The following is a 19,115-nucleotide window of genomic DNA, read 5'->3' on the forward strand; positions in this document are numbered from 1 at the left end:
TTAAATTATGCGAATGGTAGACATCATCGATACGAAGCGGAATGGTGGCACGCTTAGTGACGAACAATTGCAGTTTTTCGTCGACGGCGTGGTAAATGGCACGATTCCTGACTATCAAATTAGTGCGCTATTGATGGCCATTTATTTCCAAAAAATGACTAAGGAAGAGCAAACTAGTTTGACGATGAAGATGATGGAGTCTGGTGAACGGCTTGACTTGAGCCGGATTCCGGGAATCAAAGTCGATAAGCACTCCACAGGTGGTGTTGGTGACAAGGTAAGTCTGCCACTTGCAGCAATGGTTGCCGCAACTGGTATTCCTGTGCCAATGATTTCTGGCCGGGGGCTTGGTCACACTGGTGGTACCTTGGATAAGCTCGAAGCAATTCCGGGCTACCGGGTTGAGCTATCAGAGGATGAGTTTATTGACCAAGTTGCAAAGGAGAAGTTAGCAATTGTGGGGGCCACTGGTGAAGTTGCTCCTGCCGATAAGAAGATCTACGGCTTGCGGGATGTTACGGATACGGTTGACTCAATTCCGTTGATTGCGAGTTCGATCATGAGTAAGAAGATCGCTTCCGGGACCGATGCGCTTGTCATCGATGTAAAGACTGGTGCGGGGGCCTTTATGAAGACCATCGACCAGTCACGGGCACTTGCCAAGGCGCTGGTAGGAATCGGTAAGCAAGCTGGCTTGAAGTGCATGGCGGTAATTTCTGACATGAACCAGCCACTTGGTGACAAGATCGGTAACTCGCTTGAAATCGAAGAGTCATTAGATGTTCTTAAGGGCAAGGGACCCAAAGACCTTACCGAGTTAGTATTAACGCTGGGGAGCTACATGGTTGTCATGGGTGAGAAGGCCCAGACACCTGAAGAAGCCCGGAAATTACTAGAAAAGACGATTGAAGATGGCTCTGCACTGGACCGCTTTAAGGCAATGATTATTGCTCAGGGTGGCGACCCAGCAGTAGTTGATGACTATACGGTCATGCCACAGGCAAAGTACAAGATTCCATTTAATGCTGACCGTGATGGTGTATTGACCAAGTTATCTGCTGATGAAGTCGGGACCGCAAGTATGCTCCTTGGTGGTGGCCGGCAAAAGGCAGATGACCAACTCGATTATAGTGTCGGGATTGAACTTCACCATAAGCTTGGCGACCAGGTTAAAGCGGGAGAAGCACTCTTAACGATTTACAGTAATCGGGAAGACGTTAACGATGTTGAACAGTTACTGCGGGAAAGCATTGAAATTAGTGATCATGGTGAAGTACCAACACTAATTCACGAAATTATTGAATAATCGACTTGAGGAGGAAATATCAATGAGTACACATATTAATGCTAAAAAGGGCGATTACGCTGACGTTGTTTTACTTCCAGGGGACCCATTACGTGCTAAGTACATTGCAGAAAACTTCTTGGAAAATGTTAAGCAAGTTAACTCTGTTCGGAACGCCTTTGGTTACACTGGTGAATACAAGGGTCACCGGGTTTCTGTCCAAGGTTCTGGGATGGGGATTCCATCAATGTCAATTTACATCAACGAATTAGTTCGTGAATTCGGGGTTAAGACGATTATCCGGGTTGGTTCATGTGGTGCCATTGCTCCAGGTGTTCACCTTCGTGACGTTATCTTGGCACAAGGTTCTTCAACTGACTCTGCGGTTACTGCCAATACCTTTGGTGCTGGCTTCCACTACGCACCATTAGCTGACTTCAAGCTTTTAGATACTGCTTACCACGTAGCTGAAAAGCTTGGTGTTAATGCTAAGGTTGGGGATATCTTCGCTGCTGACCGGTTCTACAACGATGAACTTGACATGAACAAGTTACGTGACTACGGTATCCTTGGTACTGAAATGGAATCTGCTGGATTATACCTCTTAGGTGCTAAGCTGCACTTCCGCGCACTTTCAGTATTAACAGTAAGTGACTTGATCTTTGGTGAAGAAAAGACAACTGCTGAAGAACGTGAGAAGACATTCAACGACATGATTAACATTTCACTGGAAACAGCAATTGCTGACAAGTAAAAAGTTAATAAAAGAAAGCATTAACCATGCTAGAATAGCAAAGGAGCGGGGCAGCACATGCTCAGTTCCTTTGCTTTTTTATAAAAACAAAGAAGCTGGAGGAGAACAATGGACGATAAAAAGCGAATCATACTGGCGCTCAAGACGGCGACCCTATATTACCGCGATGGGCTGAATCAAAATGATATTGCCGCCGAGTTAGATATTTCCCGGGCAACGGTATCACGGTTGCTCCAGTTTTGTCGTGAACGGGGACTTGTGACAATTAAAATTAATAACCCAATTGCCCCCCTACACCAATTAGAGGTTGATCTACTAGCAAAATATCCCGCCTTACGGAAATTAATTATTGTTCCGGGGGAAAATGACCCGCTTGAAGAAGTAGGTCAAGCAGGGGCCAACTACATTGAAAGAATTGTGCAAAATGGTGACATCATCGGCCTTGGTTGGGGGAAGACGGTCTACCAGGTTGGCCTGCATCTCAACCCCAAGGATGTTTCCGATATTACCGTTGTGCAGATGAAGGGGAGCATGTCAAATACTGACACCCGCAATTACGCATTTGAGACGGTCAACACCTTTGCAAATGCCTTTAATACGATTCCCCAATACTTACCACTACCCGTAATCTTTGACCATGCTAAGACGCGGGAACTGGTTGCCAATGATACTCACATCAAGCATATTATGAAGTTGGGGGTTAAGTCGAACATTGCGGTCTTTACGGTAGGGACAGTTCGTGATTCGGCACTGTTATTTAAATTGGGCTACTTCACTAAACAGGAGCAACAAACATTGCAAGAAGAAGCAGTGGGGGATGTCTTTTCTCGTTTTATTGATAGCAAGGGCCGGATTGTTAACCAGCAGATTAACGAGCGCACGATTGGCATTGCGCTACCGGAGCTGCGGAAGAAGAAGCACAGTATCTTGGTAGCAGCAAACGTGGCAAAGGTGCCAGCAGTCCACGGGGTGCTCACGGCTGGCTATGCGAACACATTAGTGATTGATCAGGAAAGTGCGAACAATTTGGTTGCTTTTTCAGATTAAATTACTAAAATTAATTGACCTGTAGGAAAAATCCTAGTAGAGTATACCTAACCAAAATCAAAGGAGTTGCACTACAGATGTCAAATTGGGACACAAAATTTGCCAAGAAGGGCTTAACCTTCGATGATGTTTTACTTATTCCAGCAGAGAGTCACGTCTTACCAAATGAAGTTGACCTGAGCACCCAGCTGGCAAAGAATATCAAGCTACACATTCCGTTGATCAGTGCCGGGATGGACACGGTAACGGAAGGACCGATGGCAATCGCGATGGCACTACAAGGTGGCCTGGGGGTTGTTCACAAGAACATGTCAATCCAGGCGCAAGCCGGTGAAGTAGCCAATGTTAAGAGTGTTGTTGTGCCTGCTGGGGCAACTAAGGCTGCGGTTGATGACCAAAACCGCCTGCTCGTTGCCGCCGCAGTAGGGGTTACCAGTGATACTTTTGAACGGGCAGAAGCCTTATTAAAAGCCGGTGCGGATGCAATCGTAATTGATACCGCCCACGGGCATTCTGCTGGTGTTTTACGGAAGATTGCCGAAATTCGTGACCACTTCCCTGAAGCAACCTTGATTGCCGGAAACGTTGCGACTGGTGAAGCCACGAAGGCCCTTTTTGATGCCGGAGTGGATGTTGTGAAGGTCGGGATTGGCCCTGGCTCAATTTGTACGACCCGGGTAGTTGCCGGTGTCGGTGTCCCACAAATTACCGCAATTTATGATGCTGCTAGTGTTGCTCGTGAATACCACAAGCCAATCATTGCTGACGGGGGAATTAAGTACTCCGGTGACGTTGTTAAGGCATTAGCTGCCGGTGGGAGTGCAGTCATGCTCGGTAGTATGCTTTCCGGGACGACTGAAGCCCCTGGTGAAGTATTCGAAGACAACGGTCGAAAGTACAAGGCCTACCGGGGAATGGGTTCTGTTGGTGCAATGGCGCAAGCGCACGGTTCATCTGACCGCTACTTCCAGGGTGGAGTCAATGAAGCCAACAAGTTAGTTCCTGAAGGTATCGAAGCCCGAGTCGAATACAAGGGTGACCTGTCTGACATCGTCTTCCAAATCGACGGGGGCCTTCGTTCCGGGATGGGCTATGTCGGCGCGCCAGATATCCCAACGTTGATTGAAAATGCGCAATTCGTGCAAATTACCAATGCTGGCTTACGTGAATCACACCCTCACGATGTGCAAATCACGCGGGCTGCACCGAACTACAAATAATTTATCTGCTGAGGCTGGGGAAGTATTTCCGCAGCTTCTTTTTTATTTCCTGGGAAATATTGCCGAGAGTAAACTTTTTATTAAGCCTAACCGGAGGTCGTTCGTTTTTCACAGGGAGTCAGCTATAATGTTTAGTGGTGAATTTAAAATAGGAAAAAGTAGAAAAAGGGGAGTAGCACTAATGAAAATCCTAGTTGTTGATGATGATAAAGAGATTGTTCAACTACTTGAAATTTACATTCGTAATGAAGGGTACGAGCCAGTCTCTGCTTATGACGGTAAAGAAGCATTGACCAAGTTAAACACGAACCCGGACATTGGCTTGATCATCCTGGACTTGATGATGCCAGAGATTGACGGCATGGATGTTATCAAGCGGGTGCGGAAGGATTCTGATATTCCAATCCTCGTCCTTTCAGCAAAAACCGCAGATATGGATAAGATCCAGGGATTAATTACCGGGGCGGATGACTACGTGACCAAGCCGTTCAACCCACTGGAAGTGATGGCGCGGGTAAAGTCTCTATTGCGGCGTAGTCAGGGTGAAGTCACTAATGACCAACCGGATATCTTAAATGTTGGTCCGCTGACGATCAATAAGGATTCACATGAGGTTAAGACGATTAAGGGTGACGTGATCCAGTTAACGGCCCTTGAATTCGGCATCTTGTACCTGCTAGCGAGTCACCCGAACCGGGTATTTTCAGCGGATGATATCTTTGAGCGGGTATGGCAACAAGAAAGCGTTGTTTCAGCTAAGACAGTAATGGTCCATGTTAGCCACTTGCGGGATAAGATTGAAGAAGCAACGAACGGGGAAAAGGTCATTCAAACCGTTTGGGGCGTTGGCTACAAGGTTGAAAATCATTAATTAGTTAAGTTCGTGGAGGAATAATTGTGAAGTTAACGGCGCGTGAAAAGAGTTCGTTGATCCTAGAAGGGGTCATTACGGTTATTTTACTGTTGCTCCTTAATATGGCGATTGTGGTCATCATTCAAGACGTTATCCAGTCCAATCCCGGCGTGACTAGCGGGATCTTTATGATCAAGCAGTCGTTGCGTGTGGGCCCGCTGCAAGCGCAGATTTGGAGTTACCAGCGAATCCTGATTGCCTTCTTGTTGGCGATTGACGTCTGGGTTGTCTGGTGGCGGCTCCGGCGGCGGTATCACCTTTACCAAATGAACCATATTATTGCGGAACTCCACTATATCGCCCAGGGGCACCTTGACCACCGAATCCCATTCCGGCTAAAGGGTAATCAGCAACACGTAATTACTAGTGTTAACGCCCTGGTTGACAGTGCGGTCCAGTCAATGGATGACGAGCGCAAGATTGAAAAGTCAAAGGATGAGTTAATCACCAATGTCAGTCATGACTTACGGACGCCGTTAACCAGCATTATTGGCTACTTGGGTTTGATTGAGGATAAACAGTACCGTAATGAAGAAGATATTCTCAAGTACACCCACACGGCTTATGAGAAGGCCAAGCAGATGCAAAACCTGGTTGACGACCTATTTGAGTACACAAAGGTTCAACAACACGGGACCCCGGTTAATATCATGCAGATTGACCTTAACCAGCTTCTTGAACAGCTAACGGCAAGCTTTGAACTAGAAGCTCAGCACCGCGGCATTGAGATTACTTCATCGGTTGTTCCCAACCCCCTGATGATTGCGGCCGATCCCGAAAAGCTGGGCCGGATGTTTAATAACTTGGTCGCAAACGCCTTTAAGTATGGTAATGGCGCCAGTTACATCAAGGTTGATGCCCGCCAGGAAAACGACCAGGTGGTGGTCACCGTTGCTAACGATGGTACACCGATTCCCGAGCAGTCGATTGACCACCTCTTTGAACGCTTTTACCGGGCAGAGGCGTCTCGTTCCAGAGAAACCGGGGGAACCGGCTTAGGGTTGGCAATTGTCAAAAGTATTGTTGACCTGCACCACGGGACGGTCAAGGTGACTTCCAATGAAGATGAGACGGCCTTCATCGTCACCCTCCCACTGACCCAAAAAGATCAATAATTACCCTTACCAAAAGAGGCTGGGAAAAAAGTCCTAGTCTAAAACTAAAAGCCGGACGATGAGCCATTTTTTGGTTCATCGTCCGGCTTTGTGTATACACAGGCTCTTCGTCAAGAAGTACTGATAGAAAAAATTAAATAACTTTTCAAGCAGCTCGTGCCAGACTTTTGGTATGGGCTGTTCTTTTGTTTTTCCAATTGATGGCAATGTATGAATTTGGTAAAGCGAGGAGAATACGTGCCCGAAAGTTGAAGAAGTTCCGGAAACCATAAGCAGTCCGCTTAATTACTTTGATTTTGTTGTTAGTTCCTTCAACTGGCCCGTTAGTATAGTTGTCATATTTGAAGCTAGTGATGATCTCTGCTTTGTGTATGCGCAAGGTCCGTTGAACTTTTTGAAGTGGTTGTGGCAGAAGGGTCCATTTAATAGCGAGAAGATGGTTGAGTTCTTTCTGATCGCGGTGGTTGATTGCGAGAATCAGGTCTTGGTAATAGCGATACGCCTGTCTTAGATCATCGTCGTAGGAAAGCAAGCGATGGACTACTTCAACGTCGGTTAATTGCGCATAGTGAAAGTTACGGCGCGACCAGTAATTATCGTATTTAAGGGAAGCTGATGGCGTTAAGATCAGTTTCCAGAAACGTTTTAAGGCCCGCCATTGATGAGTTCCTTTACCAGCACGATTCATTGCCTTGATTCTGATTTTGTTTAAGGCCCGGTATGCTTGTGCGACCACGTGAAAGTGGTCGGCGATAATTAACGCATGAGGGAAAAGCTCATGAATTAAATGACGATAGGGAGTATATAAATCAACAGTAACCGTTTGTACGGCCAAACGAGCGGAGCGATCATAGCGGAGAAAGTAGTTATATAAGTAACGGCTGCGTCGTGACAAAATAATGTCTAAGGTGCGTTTATTTTCAATATTCATTAAGATCATACTCATGTCACTGGGCGCAAATCGGCCAGATTTGAAGTCATCAAAGGCGATGTGGCGTGGTAACCAATGATAATTAGGCTTAAAGACTTGATCGAGGTTAGAAATGATGCGTCTGACAGTCCAATCAGAGACACCAAAAGATTTGGCAATATCAGTTTGCGATTCATTAGTTGATAATTGCATCATAATACGCTGTTTGACGGCTAAGGCGATGTGATGACGATATTTAAGATCAGTAACCTTGGCGAAATCAGTAACGGTCTTAGGACAATTTTCTGAAGGCTTACAGATATACTTCTGCTTGCGAATTGACCAAATGGTTGGCTTGTAGTGCAGCGATGGCCCTAAACTCCGCACAGTTTTAAAGCCATTCTTGCTCATTAATTGTCCGCAAAGAGGACAATGATGGGGATAACTTTGCGTAAGATGGACAACGATCAAGTTACCTTGATCCTCAATCGGGTTTTTGAAATGTTTGATATCAAGTTCAAGGTGGCGATCTTTAATTCCTAAAGCAATTTTGGTAGAATAATTCATGAAAGATGGTCCTTTCTTAAACGAAGACGGGGTCCAACCATCTTTCGTTTTTTTATTTTAAATTTTAAAACAAAATAAGCACCGATGTTAAATCCATCAGTACTTAAAATTGTAGACCCTATACACAGAAAATCGTTCCTGATATTATGTAATTACCACAAAACAAAAATAAAGGAATGATTTTCATGTATCAAAATTATATCACAGGACAAACTGAATTCGTATTAAACTTTGATTTTAACGTCCCTAAAACGCATTTAGTTCGGTTGATCGATGCCTTTGTCGACTCGATCCCGGCGGAAGTTTTATTATCAGAAAAAGTGGCGACTACCGGTCGCCCACTTTCACATCCGGCAATTATGCTGAAAATTTTATTATTTGCCTATGCTCGTCAAACATATTCGGGACGCAAGATTGAAACTATGCTGGTCGAAAACTTACCAATGCGGTGGTTAGCTCGCGATCATACCTATAGTTACCATACCATCAATAACTTCAGAAGTAGTCAACACGCTGCTAACTTGATCAAGCGTGCGTTTGTTTACTTCACGATGTCCCTAACTGATCATGGCTTGGTCAAAAAAGATGCTTTGTTTATTGATGGAACTAAGGTTCAAGCAGACGCTAATAAGTATTCCTTTACTTGGCGGAAATCAGTTGAGAAATATCATGCTAAGTTAAAGCAAGACATAAACGCAATGTATGATGAATTGATCGAGAAAAAGGTTATTCAGGCAATGAAACCAGAACTCATTGAATCATCAGAAGGCTTGGAAACGATGACTGATCAATTAGAAAAACAGATTGGGCAGCTCAACGAAGAAATAAAAAAAGAACCGAAAGTGATCAAGGGTGGTTCAGTTAAGAAACAACGACGTCGTTTCTTAAAAAAACTACATCGAAAACTTAAGCAAGATATGGTCCCGCGGGCAAAAAAATATGAGGAAGCTGAGACAGTCTTTCAGGGCCGTAATAGTTTCTCTAAAACTGATCACGATGCGACTTTCATGTGTATGAAAGAAGATTCAATGAAAAACCGCGAACTAAAGCCCGGCTATAACCTTCAGATTGCCACTCATAATCAATTTGTCCTTGATTATGCCTTGTTTAGTAATCCAACCGATACAAGGACATTAGTTCCCTTCCTCAAGCAATTCCATTGTTTAAATTTCTTTGAACACATTGTAGCTGACGCTGGCTACGGAAGTGAGTACAATTACACGACGATTATTGATCAATTTGAAAAACAACCAATTATTCCTTATACAACTTACCAGAAAGAACAGAAGCGCAAGTTCAAAAATGATTCAACTAAGCCACAAAATTGGCAGTACAACGCTAAAGATGACTATTATATAGACCATTTAGGCGTGCGTTTTGGTTTTGCTCGTTACAGTCAACGAACCGATCGGTACGGTTTTACGCGTGATCTTAAACTTTACCGTGCTGATAAACATCAATTATCGGCAGAGTTAGATCAACTAGCGAAGACTCCTAGTGGTCGTTTGCGTTACATCCAGGTCAATCCTACTTGGAACTATTTTAAAGCACAAGTCAAAGAAACCCTCTCTAGTGACGAAGGACAAGCAATTTATCGTCGACGCAAGTTCGACGTTGAACCTGTTTTTGGTCGCATGAAGAGGGATTTTGGCGTACGCCGAACCCACCTTCGCGGCCAACAGACAGTGGAAAACGATATTGGATTGGTCTTAATGGCCATGAATTTAACCAAGTTAGGCAAAATGATTACCAATTATCCGGCAATTTTAAAGAAACAAGTAAAAATCCGAACCACAATTTTTGTCAAAACAAAAATCATGGTTCGGATTTTCATATTTAGAGGCTTGAGGAATTTAGTTTTTTCCCGGCCTCTTTTATATTCAACTAATTTTTTATGTGGTAGACTAAAGTAGCATTGTGTCACTTATTATTAATTAAAAGATACAAATTATTGGAGGAAATTCTGTGGCTAAAGCGCAAATAAATCCAGAAAAAGCACGCTGGCTTGAGGTGCTTGGTGTCTCAATGCCACTTTGTCTTAGCTATATTCCAATTGGATTAGCTTGTGGTATTTTGCTGCACGCGGCGGGTTTTAACTTTATCATGACCTTGCTGGTGTCAGTACTGGTCTTCTCTGGTGGAGCTCAGTTTATCTTGGCATCATTATTAACGGTCAACGCACCGCTAGGGACAATCTTTATGTCATTGTTCTTCTTAGAATTGCGGTATGCCTTACTGGGTTCAAGCTTATCAAAGTATATTAAGGACGAGTCAGCTCGTTTTATCTTTTTATTTTCTGCATCCATGAATGATGAAAACTATGCCGTTAACTACATGAAGTTTGCGACAGATAAGAAGTGGACGCCGGACGATGGTTTACTAGTGGAGCATTATTCACTATTAGCCTGGTCGGTGTCCAACATGGTGGGGGGCTTGATCGGCAGTACGATCAACATTAACTTGGAGGTCGTCGACTTTGCTCTGACTGCATTATTCCTGTACATGATCGTTATGCAGGTTCAGAACCACTTAACTTTAATCATTTGTTTCTTGGCCGGGGTACTGGGGATCTTTTTCCTGTGCCTTACCAAGAGTACCTTAGGACTGATTATTGCTACGCTGCTGGCCTCTTTTGTCGGTTTTGCGATTGAAAACACCGTCCGGCGGCGGAGTGAGAACCCGGAAGCAAACTGGTTCTTAACTAAGTTGTTCCGGCCAAAGGTTACCCGGATGACGCTTGAAGATAAGAAAGCGCAACGGCAGAAACAAGAAGCGGCCAAGCAGGGCAAAGCAGTTGCCAAGCCGCAACAGGCAGTGGAAAATGAAGATCGACACAGCGATGAGGACTAGACATGGAACAATTGTTAAATAATAAGGTCTTTTACCATAGTATTGTAATTATTTTAGCAGCGATTGCGGCATTTATTCCGCGGTATCTGCCGGTACTCTTCTTTTCAACCCGGAAGATTCCCGAATGGTTTAATGAGTGGATGAAGTATGTCCCGGTGAGTCTGTTTACGACCCTTGTTGTCCGGGGGATTTTTGTTAATGGGACTACCTATAAATTTATTCCCTTTGGTCACCCCGAAATGATTATTGCAGCATTGTTGGTAATTGTTGTTGCTTATTTCACGCGGTCAATGTCAATTTCAGTTATCTCTGGATTAGTGGCTGTGTGGTTATTGAGTTTAGCGTTTTAGCCTGACCTTTGTTATAATAGGAATGAGCTTTTAAACAGTGGACTGGTTCCCATCTGGTGGAGAAGCCGGTCTTTTTTATTACCTAAGGAAGTGAGTGCGTTGGATTTTAAGAAAATAGTTGCGATCGTTAGCCTAGCTGATAGCTTAGATTATCAGCAAGCAGCCGCCGCAGCGGGGATGACGGTCGATGAATTGACGGGGGCAGTCAGCGATCTTGAAGAAGAGCTGGCGTTATCCTTAATCGATGAACGAGCAGGGGGCGTGCAATTAACCGCCGCTGCTAAGACGCTTCTGCCACAGCTCAAGCGGGTTAACGATGACTGGCAAGCTCTCCAGGAGGCCGCAAGTACATATCGGCAACAAGAAGAGCAACAAGCCATTAAGGTAGCTGTTTTACCAGCATACACTAATTGCGAATCAGTTAGCATCGTTGATTCATTGGGTGATAAACAAAAATACACAATCAGCGAAGAAAATGACCCTTACCAGACATTATTCGCTGGTGAGGATGATATTGCCTTCGTTCGTTGTGATAATGACAATGTTGACGAGCGGGTTGACTTGCTACCAGTTGGGACTGACAAGCTGGTTGCCTATATTCCTGCCCGCAACCCGCTTTCGCAAAACGAAGAACTTGCTTTGCCAGATTTGCAAGCAGAAAAATTCTTGACACTAAACCACCAGTCCCCACTGGCATCCTTTATCCAAGAAGTCTGCGAAGACGCTGGCCTTTATATTTACTCGGTCTTTGAAGGTGAACGGGCCAAGACCTTAGTTAACATGGTTGCCCTGGGGATGGGGGTAACGATTCTTCCAGAGAAGTCAATTGGTGACGACTATGATCACGCAAAGGTGGTCAAGGTTGCCCTTAAACCAGAAGTGACTTTCCAACTAGCCTTTGCCCGGGTTAAAGGAGCTAACCGTACGCCGGCCCAGGAGGACTTTTGGCAGGGCCTAAAGGGCGTTGTCCAAAACTAAAAAAGAATTGACAAATACAACTAATGCGCTTATTATCTTAAATAACAAAAATACCTTTAAGTTAGTCCCGTGAGGCTAAGAAGGATTTAATTGCGCGTTTTTAAGTCGACCTTCTTAGCCACCGCTAAGGAGGTTTTTCTTTTGCGGTGGTTAAAGGAGATGCGCCAGTGAAATCAAATAGGTATTTTGAAACGACCAGCCATTTAATTGTTTCCCGAGAGGACATAACGGTGTGTTGTTTTTAGCTACCATCAATACCCTAAGAACAATAACAGCGATGACTTTCCGGAACAGTGGCGAGTCACCGCTGTTTTATTACTACAGGAGTTAAAAAGGAGCGCTATTTGATGATTAGTACTGAACGAATTCAACCTAACCTGGTTACTGTGGCCGATATGGATGCAGAAGACGCAATTGATTTGATTCACGAGGCGCAGGCCTACAAGGCGGGGAAGCAGGCATTCTTAAAGGCGCCGGCTTACGCGGTCAACCTCTTCTTTGAAAACTCAACCCGGACAAAGACGAGTTTCCAAATGGCGGAACACAAGCTGGGAATGCAGGTTCTAGAATTTGAGGCGAAAACCAGCTCGACGCAAAAAGGGGAGACCCTCTACGACACGGTCAAGACGATGGAGTCGATTGGCGTTAATGTTGCCGTTATCCGCCACCCGGAAAATGAATACTACGACCAGCTGCTAGATCACCAGCTCCATACGGGAATCGTTAACGCCGGCGATGGGAGCGGCCAACATCCGTCACAGTGCTTGCTCGATATGATGACCATCGATGAAGAATTTGGTGGCTTTGCGGGCTTAAAGGTGCTGATTGTGGGTGACCTTACTCATTCGCGGGTAGCCCACTCTAACGCCATGATGTTAAGCCGGCTGGGCGCCCAGGTGTACTTTGCGGGTCCCCAGGACTGGTATGACCCACTGCTGGAAAAATACGGGACCTACGGCGACCTTGATGAACTGTTGCCCCACATGGACGTGGTCAACCTCCTCCGCGTCCAAAATGAACGGCTGACTTCGGCGGCTAATGAGGCCTTTGATGCGCAGGGTTACCACCAACGCTACGGACTGACGATGGCCCGGGCAGCCATGATGAAGCCGGGGGCCATTATCATGCACCCCGCACCAGTTAACCGCGGGGTCGAAATTGACAGCGACCTTGTTGAAGCTCCTAATTCACGGATCTTTACGCAAATGCAAAATGGGGTCTACACCCGGATGGCAATTCTCAGCCGGGTACTGCGCTATCAGGGCTTGATGTAGGAGGGCGGCTAAATGAGTGACAAGATTTTACTAGTAAATGGCCGGCGCGTGCAAAATGATCGGCTCACCAGGTGTGAACTATTAATTGACGACGGAAAGATTGCGGCAATCGGTGAACAAGTAACTGGCGGTGAAGGTGTCCACCGGGTTGACCTGCACGGGAACCTGGTAACGCCGGGCCTGGTTGATGTCCATGTCCACCTCCGGGAGCCTGGCTTTACGAATAAGGAAACGATTGCGACTGGGAGTGCGGCAGCTGTCCACGGGGGCTTTACCACGATTGCGGCAATGGCGAACCTTAACCCTACCTGTGATACGCCTGCCCGCTTTGCTGACCAGGTGGAGCGAAACAAACGTGCCGGTCAGGTTAAGATAATTCAATATTCTCCGGTGACAGTTGGCCGCAAAGGAAAGCAGGCAGTCGATGTTGAACAGCAGTACCAGGCCGGCGCCCGGCTCTTTAGTGACGATGGTGCTGGGATTCAGGATGCTGGGGTTGTCTATGATGCAATGAAGCAGCTTGCTAAGCGTAACCTTCCCCTGTGTGATCACGCCCAAGATGACCAGTTATCAATGGGCGGGGTGATTAATGCCGGGCCAGTAGCCGCAAAATTTTCTCTTCCGGGGATGCCAGCAATTAGTGAAACTGCCCAGATTGCCCGCAACCTGGTAATTGCGCAAGCAACGGGGGCCCATTACCATGTCTGCCACGTTTCAACGAAGGAAAGTATTGACCTGATCCGCCACGCAAAGCAAATGGGGGTCAACGTAACTTGTGAAGTGACACCCCACCACCTCCTTTTGGCAGACACTGATATTGCAAAAGATGATGCAGAATTTAAGATGAACCCGCCACTGCGCCGGCGAATTGACCAGGAAGCTTGTTTGGTGGGCCTCCTTGACGGGACGATTGACTGCATTGCGACTGACCACGCCCCGCATACGGACAAGGAGAAGCAGCAAGGATTTTTGAAGTCCCCCAACGGGATCGTCGGGTCAGAAACAGCCTTTGCGCTCCTGTACACACGCTTTGTGAAGGCAAAGATTTTTACCCTCCAACAGTTGGTCGATTGGCTGAGCGTCAAGCCGCAACAAATCTTTAACCTGCCAAACGTCGGCCTCTTGCGGGTTGGCGATCCCGCAGACATTGCCGTTTTTGACCTTGCCCAGCCGACAAAGATTAAGGTAGACCAATTCTTTTCTAAGGGGCATAATAGTCCTTTTGTGGGTGATGTGGTTTACGGAAGCACGAGTAGGACGTATGTTGACGGTCGATTGGTATATTCAAAGGAGAATTGAGAATGCAAGAAAGACTAGCAGTAGAACTACCCGGCCTTTCACTAAAGAACCCGGTGATTGCCGCCAGCGGTACCTGTGGCTATGGGCAGGAAGCGGCACGAAAATACAACCTTAACCTGTTGGGGTCGTTAGTATTAAAGTCGACGACCCTCCATGCCCGCGCAGGAAATCCACGTCCGCGGGTATGCGAGACAACCGCGGGCTGGTTAAACGCCAATGGTTTACAAAATGTCGGCATCACGGCTGCCACGCGGGAAAAGATTCCCTGGCTCCAATACCACTTCCCAAAGTTGCCAATTATTGCCAGCGCTGCGGGCTTTTCCAATGACGAATACGTTAAGGTCGCTGACCAATTTGCCAAGACGCCCGGCGTTAGGGCAATTGAATTAAACGTTTCCTGCCCCAATGTTAAGCATGGTGGCTTAGCGATGGGGACCGATCCACGGGTGCTTGAAGAGTTGACCAGCCAAGTCGTCGCGGTCCTTCACGGAATTCCCCTGTACGTAAAACTGACCCCTAACGTGACTGATATTGTTCCCCTTGCTAAGGCAGCCGAACGTGGAGGGGCTAATGGGCTGACAATGATCAACACCTTAACGGGCTTGAGCATTGACTTAAAGACCCGGCGGCCGCACCTGGCTAATGTGACAGGCGGCCTGTCAGGGCCAGCATTGAAACCAATGGCCTTACGGATGATTCACCAGGTCCGGCAAGTATCATCATTGCCGATTATTGGTGTCGGGGGGATTGAGAGTGCCGAAGACGTATTAGAGTTTATGATGGCGGGGGCGAATGCGGTTGAAGTTGGCGCTGCCAGCTTCCATGACCCCCTGGCCTGCCCCAAGATTGTCGCTGACTTACCGTTAGTGATGGACCGTTACGGAATCAAGAAGCTAACAGACTTATGGGAGGTAAAATTTTGAAGCGATTTGTCCCAATGGTTGCGATCGATGTTGCAACCACCGAAGAAGCGAGTGCCTTATTTGCGGCGCTTACGGTTGAGCCCCGCCCAATTGTTAAGATTGGGATGGAATTATATTACGGACGGGGACAAGCAGTTGTTAAAGAAGCAAAGCGCCGCGGTTTCAAAGTCTTTTTGGACCTCAAACTGTACGATATCCCCAATACAGTTCACCGGGCGATGGCCGCAATTGGTCTCCTGGGGGTTGATTTTACAACAATCCATGCTGCTGGTGGTAGTGAGATGCTTGCTGCCGGGTTAGCGGGGATTCAAGAAGGAGCGGAAATGGCGGGGGTTGCCCCGGCAAAGCTACTGGCAATTACCCAGCTGACGTCGATTGACGAGCAGATTCTCCATGACCAGCAACATGTTGCATGTTCGCTGATTGAGTCCGTTCAAAGTTATGCGCAGTTAGCAGAACAAGTCGGTCTTGCAGGGGTAGTTTGCTCAGCACAAGAAATTGGCGCCATTCGCCAGGTGACGGGACCGGAGTTTCTCTGTGTGACGCCTGGCATTCGGCCGGCAAACGCAGTCAGGGATGACCAAAAGCGGGTCGTCACTCCTCGACAGGCGCGGGACTTAGGGAGTAACGGGATCGTTGTCGGCCGGCCAATCACCCAGAGTGCTGACCCGGCGGCATCTTACCAGAAAATCCAGCAAGCATTTTTAAAGGAGGCAACCCAATGACATACGCAAAAAAAGTTGCAAAAGCTTTATTAGACATTCATGCAGTGACGCTCCGCCCAGATAAGCCTTTTACATGGGCGAGTGGCTTGAAGGCGCCGATTTACACTGACAATCGGCTGACGATCTCGTACCCGGAAGTTCGTCAGGCAATCTTCAATGGGATGGTGGAACAAATCAAACTCCACTTTGCTGATGCTGACGTGATTGCGGGAACAGCGACGGCGGGAATTCCCCACGCAGCCTGGGTGGCCCAGGTGCTTGGCTTACCGCTGATCTATGTTCGATCTAAGCCCAAAGACCATGGGCAAGGGCGGCAGATTGAAGGGGTCCTAAAAAAGGGGCAGAAGGTGGTCGTAATCGATGACCTCATTTCAACTGGCGGGAGCGTCCTTAATGCTGTGCGGGCGGTTGCCAATGCTGGCGGGGAAGTTGCTGGTGTTGTTGCCGTCTTTACTTATGCTTTACCGGTTGCTGAGCAAAACTTTCATGCTCACGGGTTGAAGTACTATGCAGTTACTGACTACCCGACCTTGATCCAGGTAGCAACGGAAAACGATGAGATCAGCAGTGACCACATAGCATCATTGCAGCAGTGGCGACAAGACCCACTGCAGTGGAGTGAGGGACATAAGTAATAAAAAAAGACTGGCGAAAAATTTTTCGCCAGTCTTTTAACGTTAATATAGAATAAACGATTATGCGTTAACCGTTGCTAGTTGTGCTGCGTAGTCAATTCCTTTTTCGTCCATGTAGCTAATGATCTGATTAATGGTAATAAATGGAACATTTGCACGGTGGGCGAGTTCGAATAAGCTGTCGCGCCGGGCCATCTTGCCGTCTTCTTTGAGGACCTCAATGATTACGGTCACTGGTGCTTTACCAGCCAGGTAGGCAAGGTCAATGGATGCTTCCGTATGACCGTTCCGATCACGTAACCCTCGTTCCTGTGCGGATAGTGGCTGGATGTGGCCAGGGTGGTTAAAGTCAGTGGCCGTAGCTGTTGACTTTGCAATTTGGCGGATTGTGGCGGCACGGTCAAAGGCGGAAACACCGGTAGTGACACCAGTTGCTTCATAAGTGCCATCAGTGGTGATTGTAAAGGGAGTTTGGTTAGGGTCAGTACTGTGTTCAACCATCGGTGTAAAGCCAAGGCGGTCAGCAATTTTCTTGCTGACTGGAACGCACATCAGCCCATTTGCTTCGTTAAGCATTTCGTAAACGGTTGAGGCGGTAATGTCTTGGCCAAGCGCAACAAGGTCGCCCTCGTTTTCCCGACTCTCGTCATCGGCAAGGATAATGTAGCCGCCATTCATTAAATGAGTTAATGCTTCTTCGACAGTTGAAAAGTGGTTTTGCATAATTAGAGTTTCTCCTTTGCGGTTCTAATGGTAACAGTGCGACAACATTCGAATGTGCTATCATAATAACGAACTATTTCGTTTAAATCAACTGATTTTTAAATAAAATTCGAATTATATAGCGCGTTAAATTACATAAACCAATTTAAAAACGAACAATAAAAAACGGGCTGAGAAAAATTACTCAGCCCGTTTAATTTTTAAAAGCGGATTCCTATTTCGTCATGTAATCACGGGTCATTGGCAAGTTCTTGCCTGAAGGACCCTTGGTAATAAGGTATTGGATAACATCAATGTTTCCCGATTCAAATGATGCAGCACATGCTTGCAAGTAGAGGTCCCACATCCGGGTGAACCGTTCGCCCATCATGTCAGTAATCTGTGCCCGGTGTTCGTTAAAGTTGGCATCCCAGATTTCCAGAGTGTGTTGGTAGTGCCGCCGGAGCATTTCGATATCGGCGATTTGCATGTGATTTTCTTCGATGTGGCCGATCATTTCTTCTAGTCCAGGAACATAGCCGCCAGGGAAGATGTACTTGTTGATCCAGCCGTTGAAGGCTCCCCCCTGTTGGCGGGTGATTCCGTGAATCAATGCTACTCCATCGTTAGCAAGGTAGCGGTTAACGTCCTTGAAGTATAAGCCCAGGTTTTCCTTGCCAACGTGCTCAAACATCCCGACAGAGGTGATGTAGTCCCATTGTTGGTCGCCCAGCTCACGGTAATCAGTGAGTTTAACGTCCGCAACGTCTTGTAAACCTTCGTCTTCAATCTTGTTTTTGACAAGGCGGTATTGTTCTTCACTTAGGGTAACACCGGTAACCTTAAGCCCATATTCCTTGGCGGCGGTTAACATCAGCGTTCCCCAACCACAGCCAATGTCAAGTAAGGTCTTGCCAGGCTTTGGATCAAGTTTCTTTAAGATATGGTGGACCTTGTCAACCTGGGCCTTTGTCAAGTCATCACGGTTGCCAGCAGTAAAGTAGGCACAGGAGTATGTCAGCGTATCATCAAGCCAGAGCTTATAGAAGTCATTACCGACGTCGTAGTGACTTTGAACGTCGTTTTCACTTTCCTTTTCAGAGTGCCCTTGCTTAGGCAAAAACTTACGGAACTTCGCATTCCGCATGAAACTGTCGGCACTTTCATATGCTGATTCGATTAACTTTTGAATGCTACCCTGGATCTCAATTTTCTTATCCATGTAGGCTTCCCCGAGAGCGATCGAGGCGTTCTTAGTAATATCACGCACCGGAATTTTTTCCTTGAAGGTGATGGTTACTTCCGGCGTACCGTCACCATAGACGACACTCGACCCATCCCAGAAAACAATCTTAACCGGAATATTAAATGAGTGTTTCAATAGTGACTTGTAGAACGTCTTTTCTAACATTAAACGTATCCTTCTTTCTCTAATAATAGTATTAATTATAACACCCGCCTTATAAAAGTGTTCTAGGACGATTTATGAAATATGTTTCGTAAAACAAAAACAAATTCTTGGCGAACGATCGGCTTAGTATTATCCTATTAGTTAGTAAAAACGAGAG

18 protein-coding genes are annotated in these 19,115 nt (G+C 46.5%); 15 read left to right on the forward strand and 3 right to left on the reverse strand.

Annotated elements, in window-relative coordinates; all coding sequences use genetic code 11:
• The first annotated feature begins 7 nt into the window (after positions 1-7).
• The 6 genes from CZ502_RS05830 (at position 8) to CZ502_RS05855 (ending at position 6,334) form a co-directional block, all read left to right on the forward strand.
• Complete coding sequence (locus tag CZ502_RS05830; protein ID WP_076460487.1) at positions 8-1,306, forward strand: pyrimidine-nucleoside phosphorylase; 1,299 nt, start codon at positions 8-10, stop codon at positions 1,304-1,306.
• Between the two features lie 22 nt (positions 1,307-1,328).
• Positions 1,329-2,039 (forward strand): purine-nucleoside phosphorylase, encoded by a 711-nt coding sequence (gene deoD / locus CZ502_RS05835; protein WP_076460489.1) that lies wholly within the window; start codon positions 1,329-1,331, stop codon positions 2,037-2,039.
• Between the two features lie 108 nt (positions 2,040-2,147).
• Complete coding sequence (gene deoR / locus CZ502_RS05840; protein ID WP_076460491.1) at positions 2,148-3,086, forward strand: DNA-binding transcriptional repressor DeoR; 939 nt, start codon at positions 2,148-2,150, stop codon at positions 3,084-3,086.
• Positions 3,087-3,163: 77 nt separating this feature from the next.
• On the forward strand, positions 3,164-4,306 hold the full coding sequence (guaB, locus tag CZ502_RS05845) for an IMP dehydrogenase (RefSeq protein ID WP_076460493.1): 1,143 nt from the start codon (positions 3,164-3,166) through the stop codon (positions 4,304-4,306).
• Positions 4,307-4,487: 181 nt separating this feature from the next.
• Positions 4,488-5,177, forward strand: coding sequence for a response regulator transcription factor CroR (gene croR, locus CZ502_RS05850; RefSeq protein WP_076460495.1), 690 nt, complete (start codon positions 4,488-4,490; stop codon positions 5,175-5,177).
• A 26-nt stretch (positions 5,178-5,203) separates the two neighbouring features.
• On the forward strand, positions 5,204-6,334 hold the full coding sequence (locus tag CZ502_RS05855) for a sensor histidine kinase (protein ID WP_076460497.1): 1,131 nt from the start codon (positions 5,204-5,206) through the stop codon (positions 6,332-6,334).
• A 145-nt stretch (positions 6,335-6,479) separates the two neighbouring features.
• Here the strand turns inward: CZ502_RS05855 and CZ502_RS05860 are convergent, their stop codons facing one another.
• Entirely contained in the window at positions 6,480-7,811 is a 1,332-nt protein-coding gene (locus CZ502_RS05860; protein ID WP_076460150.1) for an ISL3 family transposase, read from the reverse strand.
• Between the two features lie 185 nt (positions 7,812-7,996).
• On the opposite strand from CZ502_RS05860, the gene CZ502_RS05865 reads away from it, so the two are divergent.
• The 9 genes from CZ502_RS05865 (at position 7,997) to pyrE (ending at position 16,845) form a co-directional block, all read left to right on the forward strand.
• Entirely contained in the window at positions 7,997-9,724 is a 1,728-nt protein-coding gene (locus CZ502_RS05865; RefSeq protein ID WP_076460499.1) for an IS1182 family transposase, read from the forward strand.
• 52 nt (positions 9,725-9,776) lie between these two features.
• On the forward strand, positions 9,777-10,661 hold the full coding sequence (locus CZ502_RS05870) for an AzlC family ABC transporter permease (protein WP_076460501.1): 885 nt from the start codon (positions 9,777-9,779) through the stop codon (positions 10,659-10,661).
• A 2-nt stretch (positions 10,662-10,663) separates the two neighbouring features.
• Positions 10,664-11,011, forward strand: a complete 348-nt coding sequence (locus CZ502_RS05875) for an AzlD domain-containing protein (protein ID WP_076460503.1) — start codon at positions 10,664-10,666, stop codon at positions 11,009-11,011.
• Between the two features lie 90 nt (positions 11,012-11,101).
• A complete protein-coding gene (locus CZ502_RS05880) occupies positions 11,102-11,989 on the forward strand; it encodes a LysR family transcriptional regulator (protein ID WP_076460505.1) in 888 nt (295 codons plus the stop codon).
• Between the two features lie 347 nt (positions 11,990-12,336).
• Positions 12,337-13,263 (forward strand): aspartate carbamoyltransferase catalytic subunit, encoded by a 927-nt coding sequence (locus CZ502_RS05885; RefSeq protein ID WP_076460507.1) that lies wholly within the window; start codon positions 12,337-12,339, stop codon positions 13,261-13,263.
• A gap of 12 nt (positions 13,264-13,275) precedes the next feature.
• A complete protein-coding gene (locus CZ502_RS05890) occupies positions 13,276-14,562 on the forward strand; it encodes a dihydroorotase (RefSeq protein WP_076460509.1) in 1,287 nt (428 codons plus the stop codon).
• Between the two features lie 2 nt (positions 14,563-14,564).
• Positions 14,565-15,485 (forward strand): dihydroorotate dehydrogenase, encoded by a 921-nt coding sequence (locus CZ502_RS05895; protein WP_076460511.1) that lies wholly within the window; start codon positions 14,565-14,567, stop codon positions 15,483-15,485.
• A complete protein-coding gene (gene pyrF, locus CZ502_RS05900; RefSeq protein WP_083673325.1) occupies positions 15,467-16,210 on the forward strand; it encodes an orotidine-5'-phosphate decarboxylase in 744 nt (247 codons plus the stop codon). The genes CZ502_RS05895 and pyrF overlap by 19 nt, the downstream gene beginning before the upstream one ends.
• On the forward strand, positions 16,207-16,845 hold the full coding sequence (gene pyrE / locus CZ502_RS05905; protein WP_076460515.1) for an orotate phosphoribosyltransferase: 639 nt from the start codon (positions 16,207-16,209) through the stop codon (positions 16,843-16,845). The genes pyrF and pyrE overlap by 4 nt, the downstream gene beginning before the upstream one ends.
• A gap of 60 nt (positions 16,846-16,905) precedes the next feature.
• Here the strand turns inward: pyrE and ribB are convergent, their stop codons facing one another.
• Positions 16,906-17,568, reverse strand: a complete 663-nt coding sequence (gene ribB / locus CZ502_RS05910) for a 3,4-dihydroxy-2-butanone-4-phosphate synthase (RefSeq protein WP_076460517.1) — start codon at positions 17,566-17,568, stop codon at positions 16,906-16,908.
• Positions 17,569-17,782: 214 nt separating this feature from the next.
• Positions 17,783-18,958: an SAM-dependent methyltransferase gene (locus CZ502_RS05915; protein ID WP_076460519.1), complete on the reverse strand. Its 1,176-nt coding sequence runs from the start codon at positions 18,956-18,958 to the stop codon at positions 17,783-17,785.
• Between the last annotated feature and the right edge of the window lie 157 nt (positions 18,959-19,115).

Origin of the sequence: Limosilactobacillus caccae, assembly GCF_900156885.1 — a bacterium.
In the GTDB taxonomy this organism is placed as follows: Bacteria; Bacillota; Bacilli; order Lactobacillales; family Lactobacillaceae; genus Limosilactobacillus; species Limosilactobacillus caccae.

Excerpts from the sequence above, each read along its gene's own strand:
- CZ502_RS05830 (WP_076460487.1), top strand. The coding sequence starts at position 8 with ATGCGAATGGTAGACATCATCGATACGAAGCGGAATGGTGGCACGCTT.
- CZ502_RS05875 (WP_076460503.1), top strand. The coding sequence starts at position 10,664 with ATGGAACAATTGTTAAATAATAAGGTCTTTTACCATAGTATTGTAATT.
- CZ502_RS05890 (WP_076460509.1), top strand. The coding sequence starts at position 13,276 with ATGAGTGACAAGATTTTACTAGTAAATGGCCGGCGCGTGCAAAATGAT.
- CZ502_RS05895 (WP_076460511.1), top strand. The coding sequence starts at position 14,565 with ATGCAAGAAAGACTAGCAGTAGAACTACCCGGCCTTTCACTAAAGAAC.
- CZ502_RS05865 (WP_076460499.1), top strand. The coding sequence starts at position 7,997 with ATGTATCAAAATTATATCACAGGACAAACTGAATTCGTATTAAACTTT.
- croR (WP_076460495.1), top strand. The coding sequence starts at position 4,488 with ATGAAAATCCTAGTTGTTGATGATGATAAAGAGATTGTTCAACTACTT.
- pyrE (WP_076460515.1), top strand. The coding sequence starts at position 16,207 with ATGACATACGCAAAAAAAGTTGCAAAAGCTTTATTAGACATTCATGCA.
- deoR (WP_076460491.1), top strand. The coding sequence starts at position 2,148 with ATGGACGATAAAAAGCGAATCATACTGGCGCTCAAGACGGCGACCCTA.
- pyrF (WP_083673325.1), top strand. The coding sequence starts at position 15,467 with ATGGGAGGTAAAATTTTGAAGCGATTTGTCCCAATGGTTGCGATCGAT.
- ribB (WP_076460517.1), bottom strand. The coding sequence starts at position 17,568 with ATGCAAAACCACTTTTCAACTGTCGAAGAAGCATTAACTCATTTAATG.
- CZ502_RS05885 (WP_076460507.1), top strand. The coding sequence starts at position 12,337 with ATGATTAGTACTGAACGAATTCAACCTAACCTGGTTACTGTGGCCGAT.
- CZ502_RS05860 (WP_076460150.1), bottom strand. The coding sequence starts at position 7,811 with ATGAATTATTCTACCAAAATTGCTTTAGGAATTAAAGATCGCCACCTT.
- CZ502_RS05915 (WP_076460519.1), bottom strand. The coding sequence starts at position 18,958 with ATGTTAGAAAAGACGTTCTACAAGTCACTATTGAAACACTCATTTAAT.
- guaB (WP_076460493.1), top strand. The coding sequence starts at position 3,164 with ATGTCAAATTGGGACACAAAATTTGCCAAGAAGGGCTTAACCTTCGAT.
- deoD (WP_076460489.1), top strand. The coding sequence starts at position 1,329 with ATGAGTACACATATTAATGCTAAAAAGGGCGATTACGCTGACGTTGTT.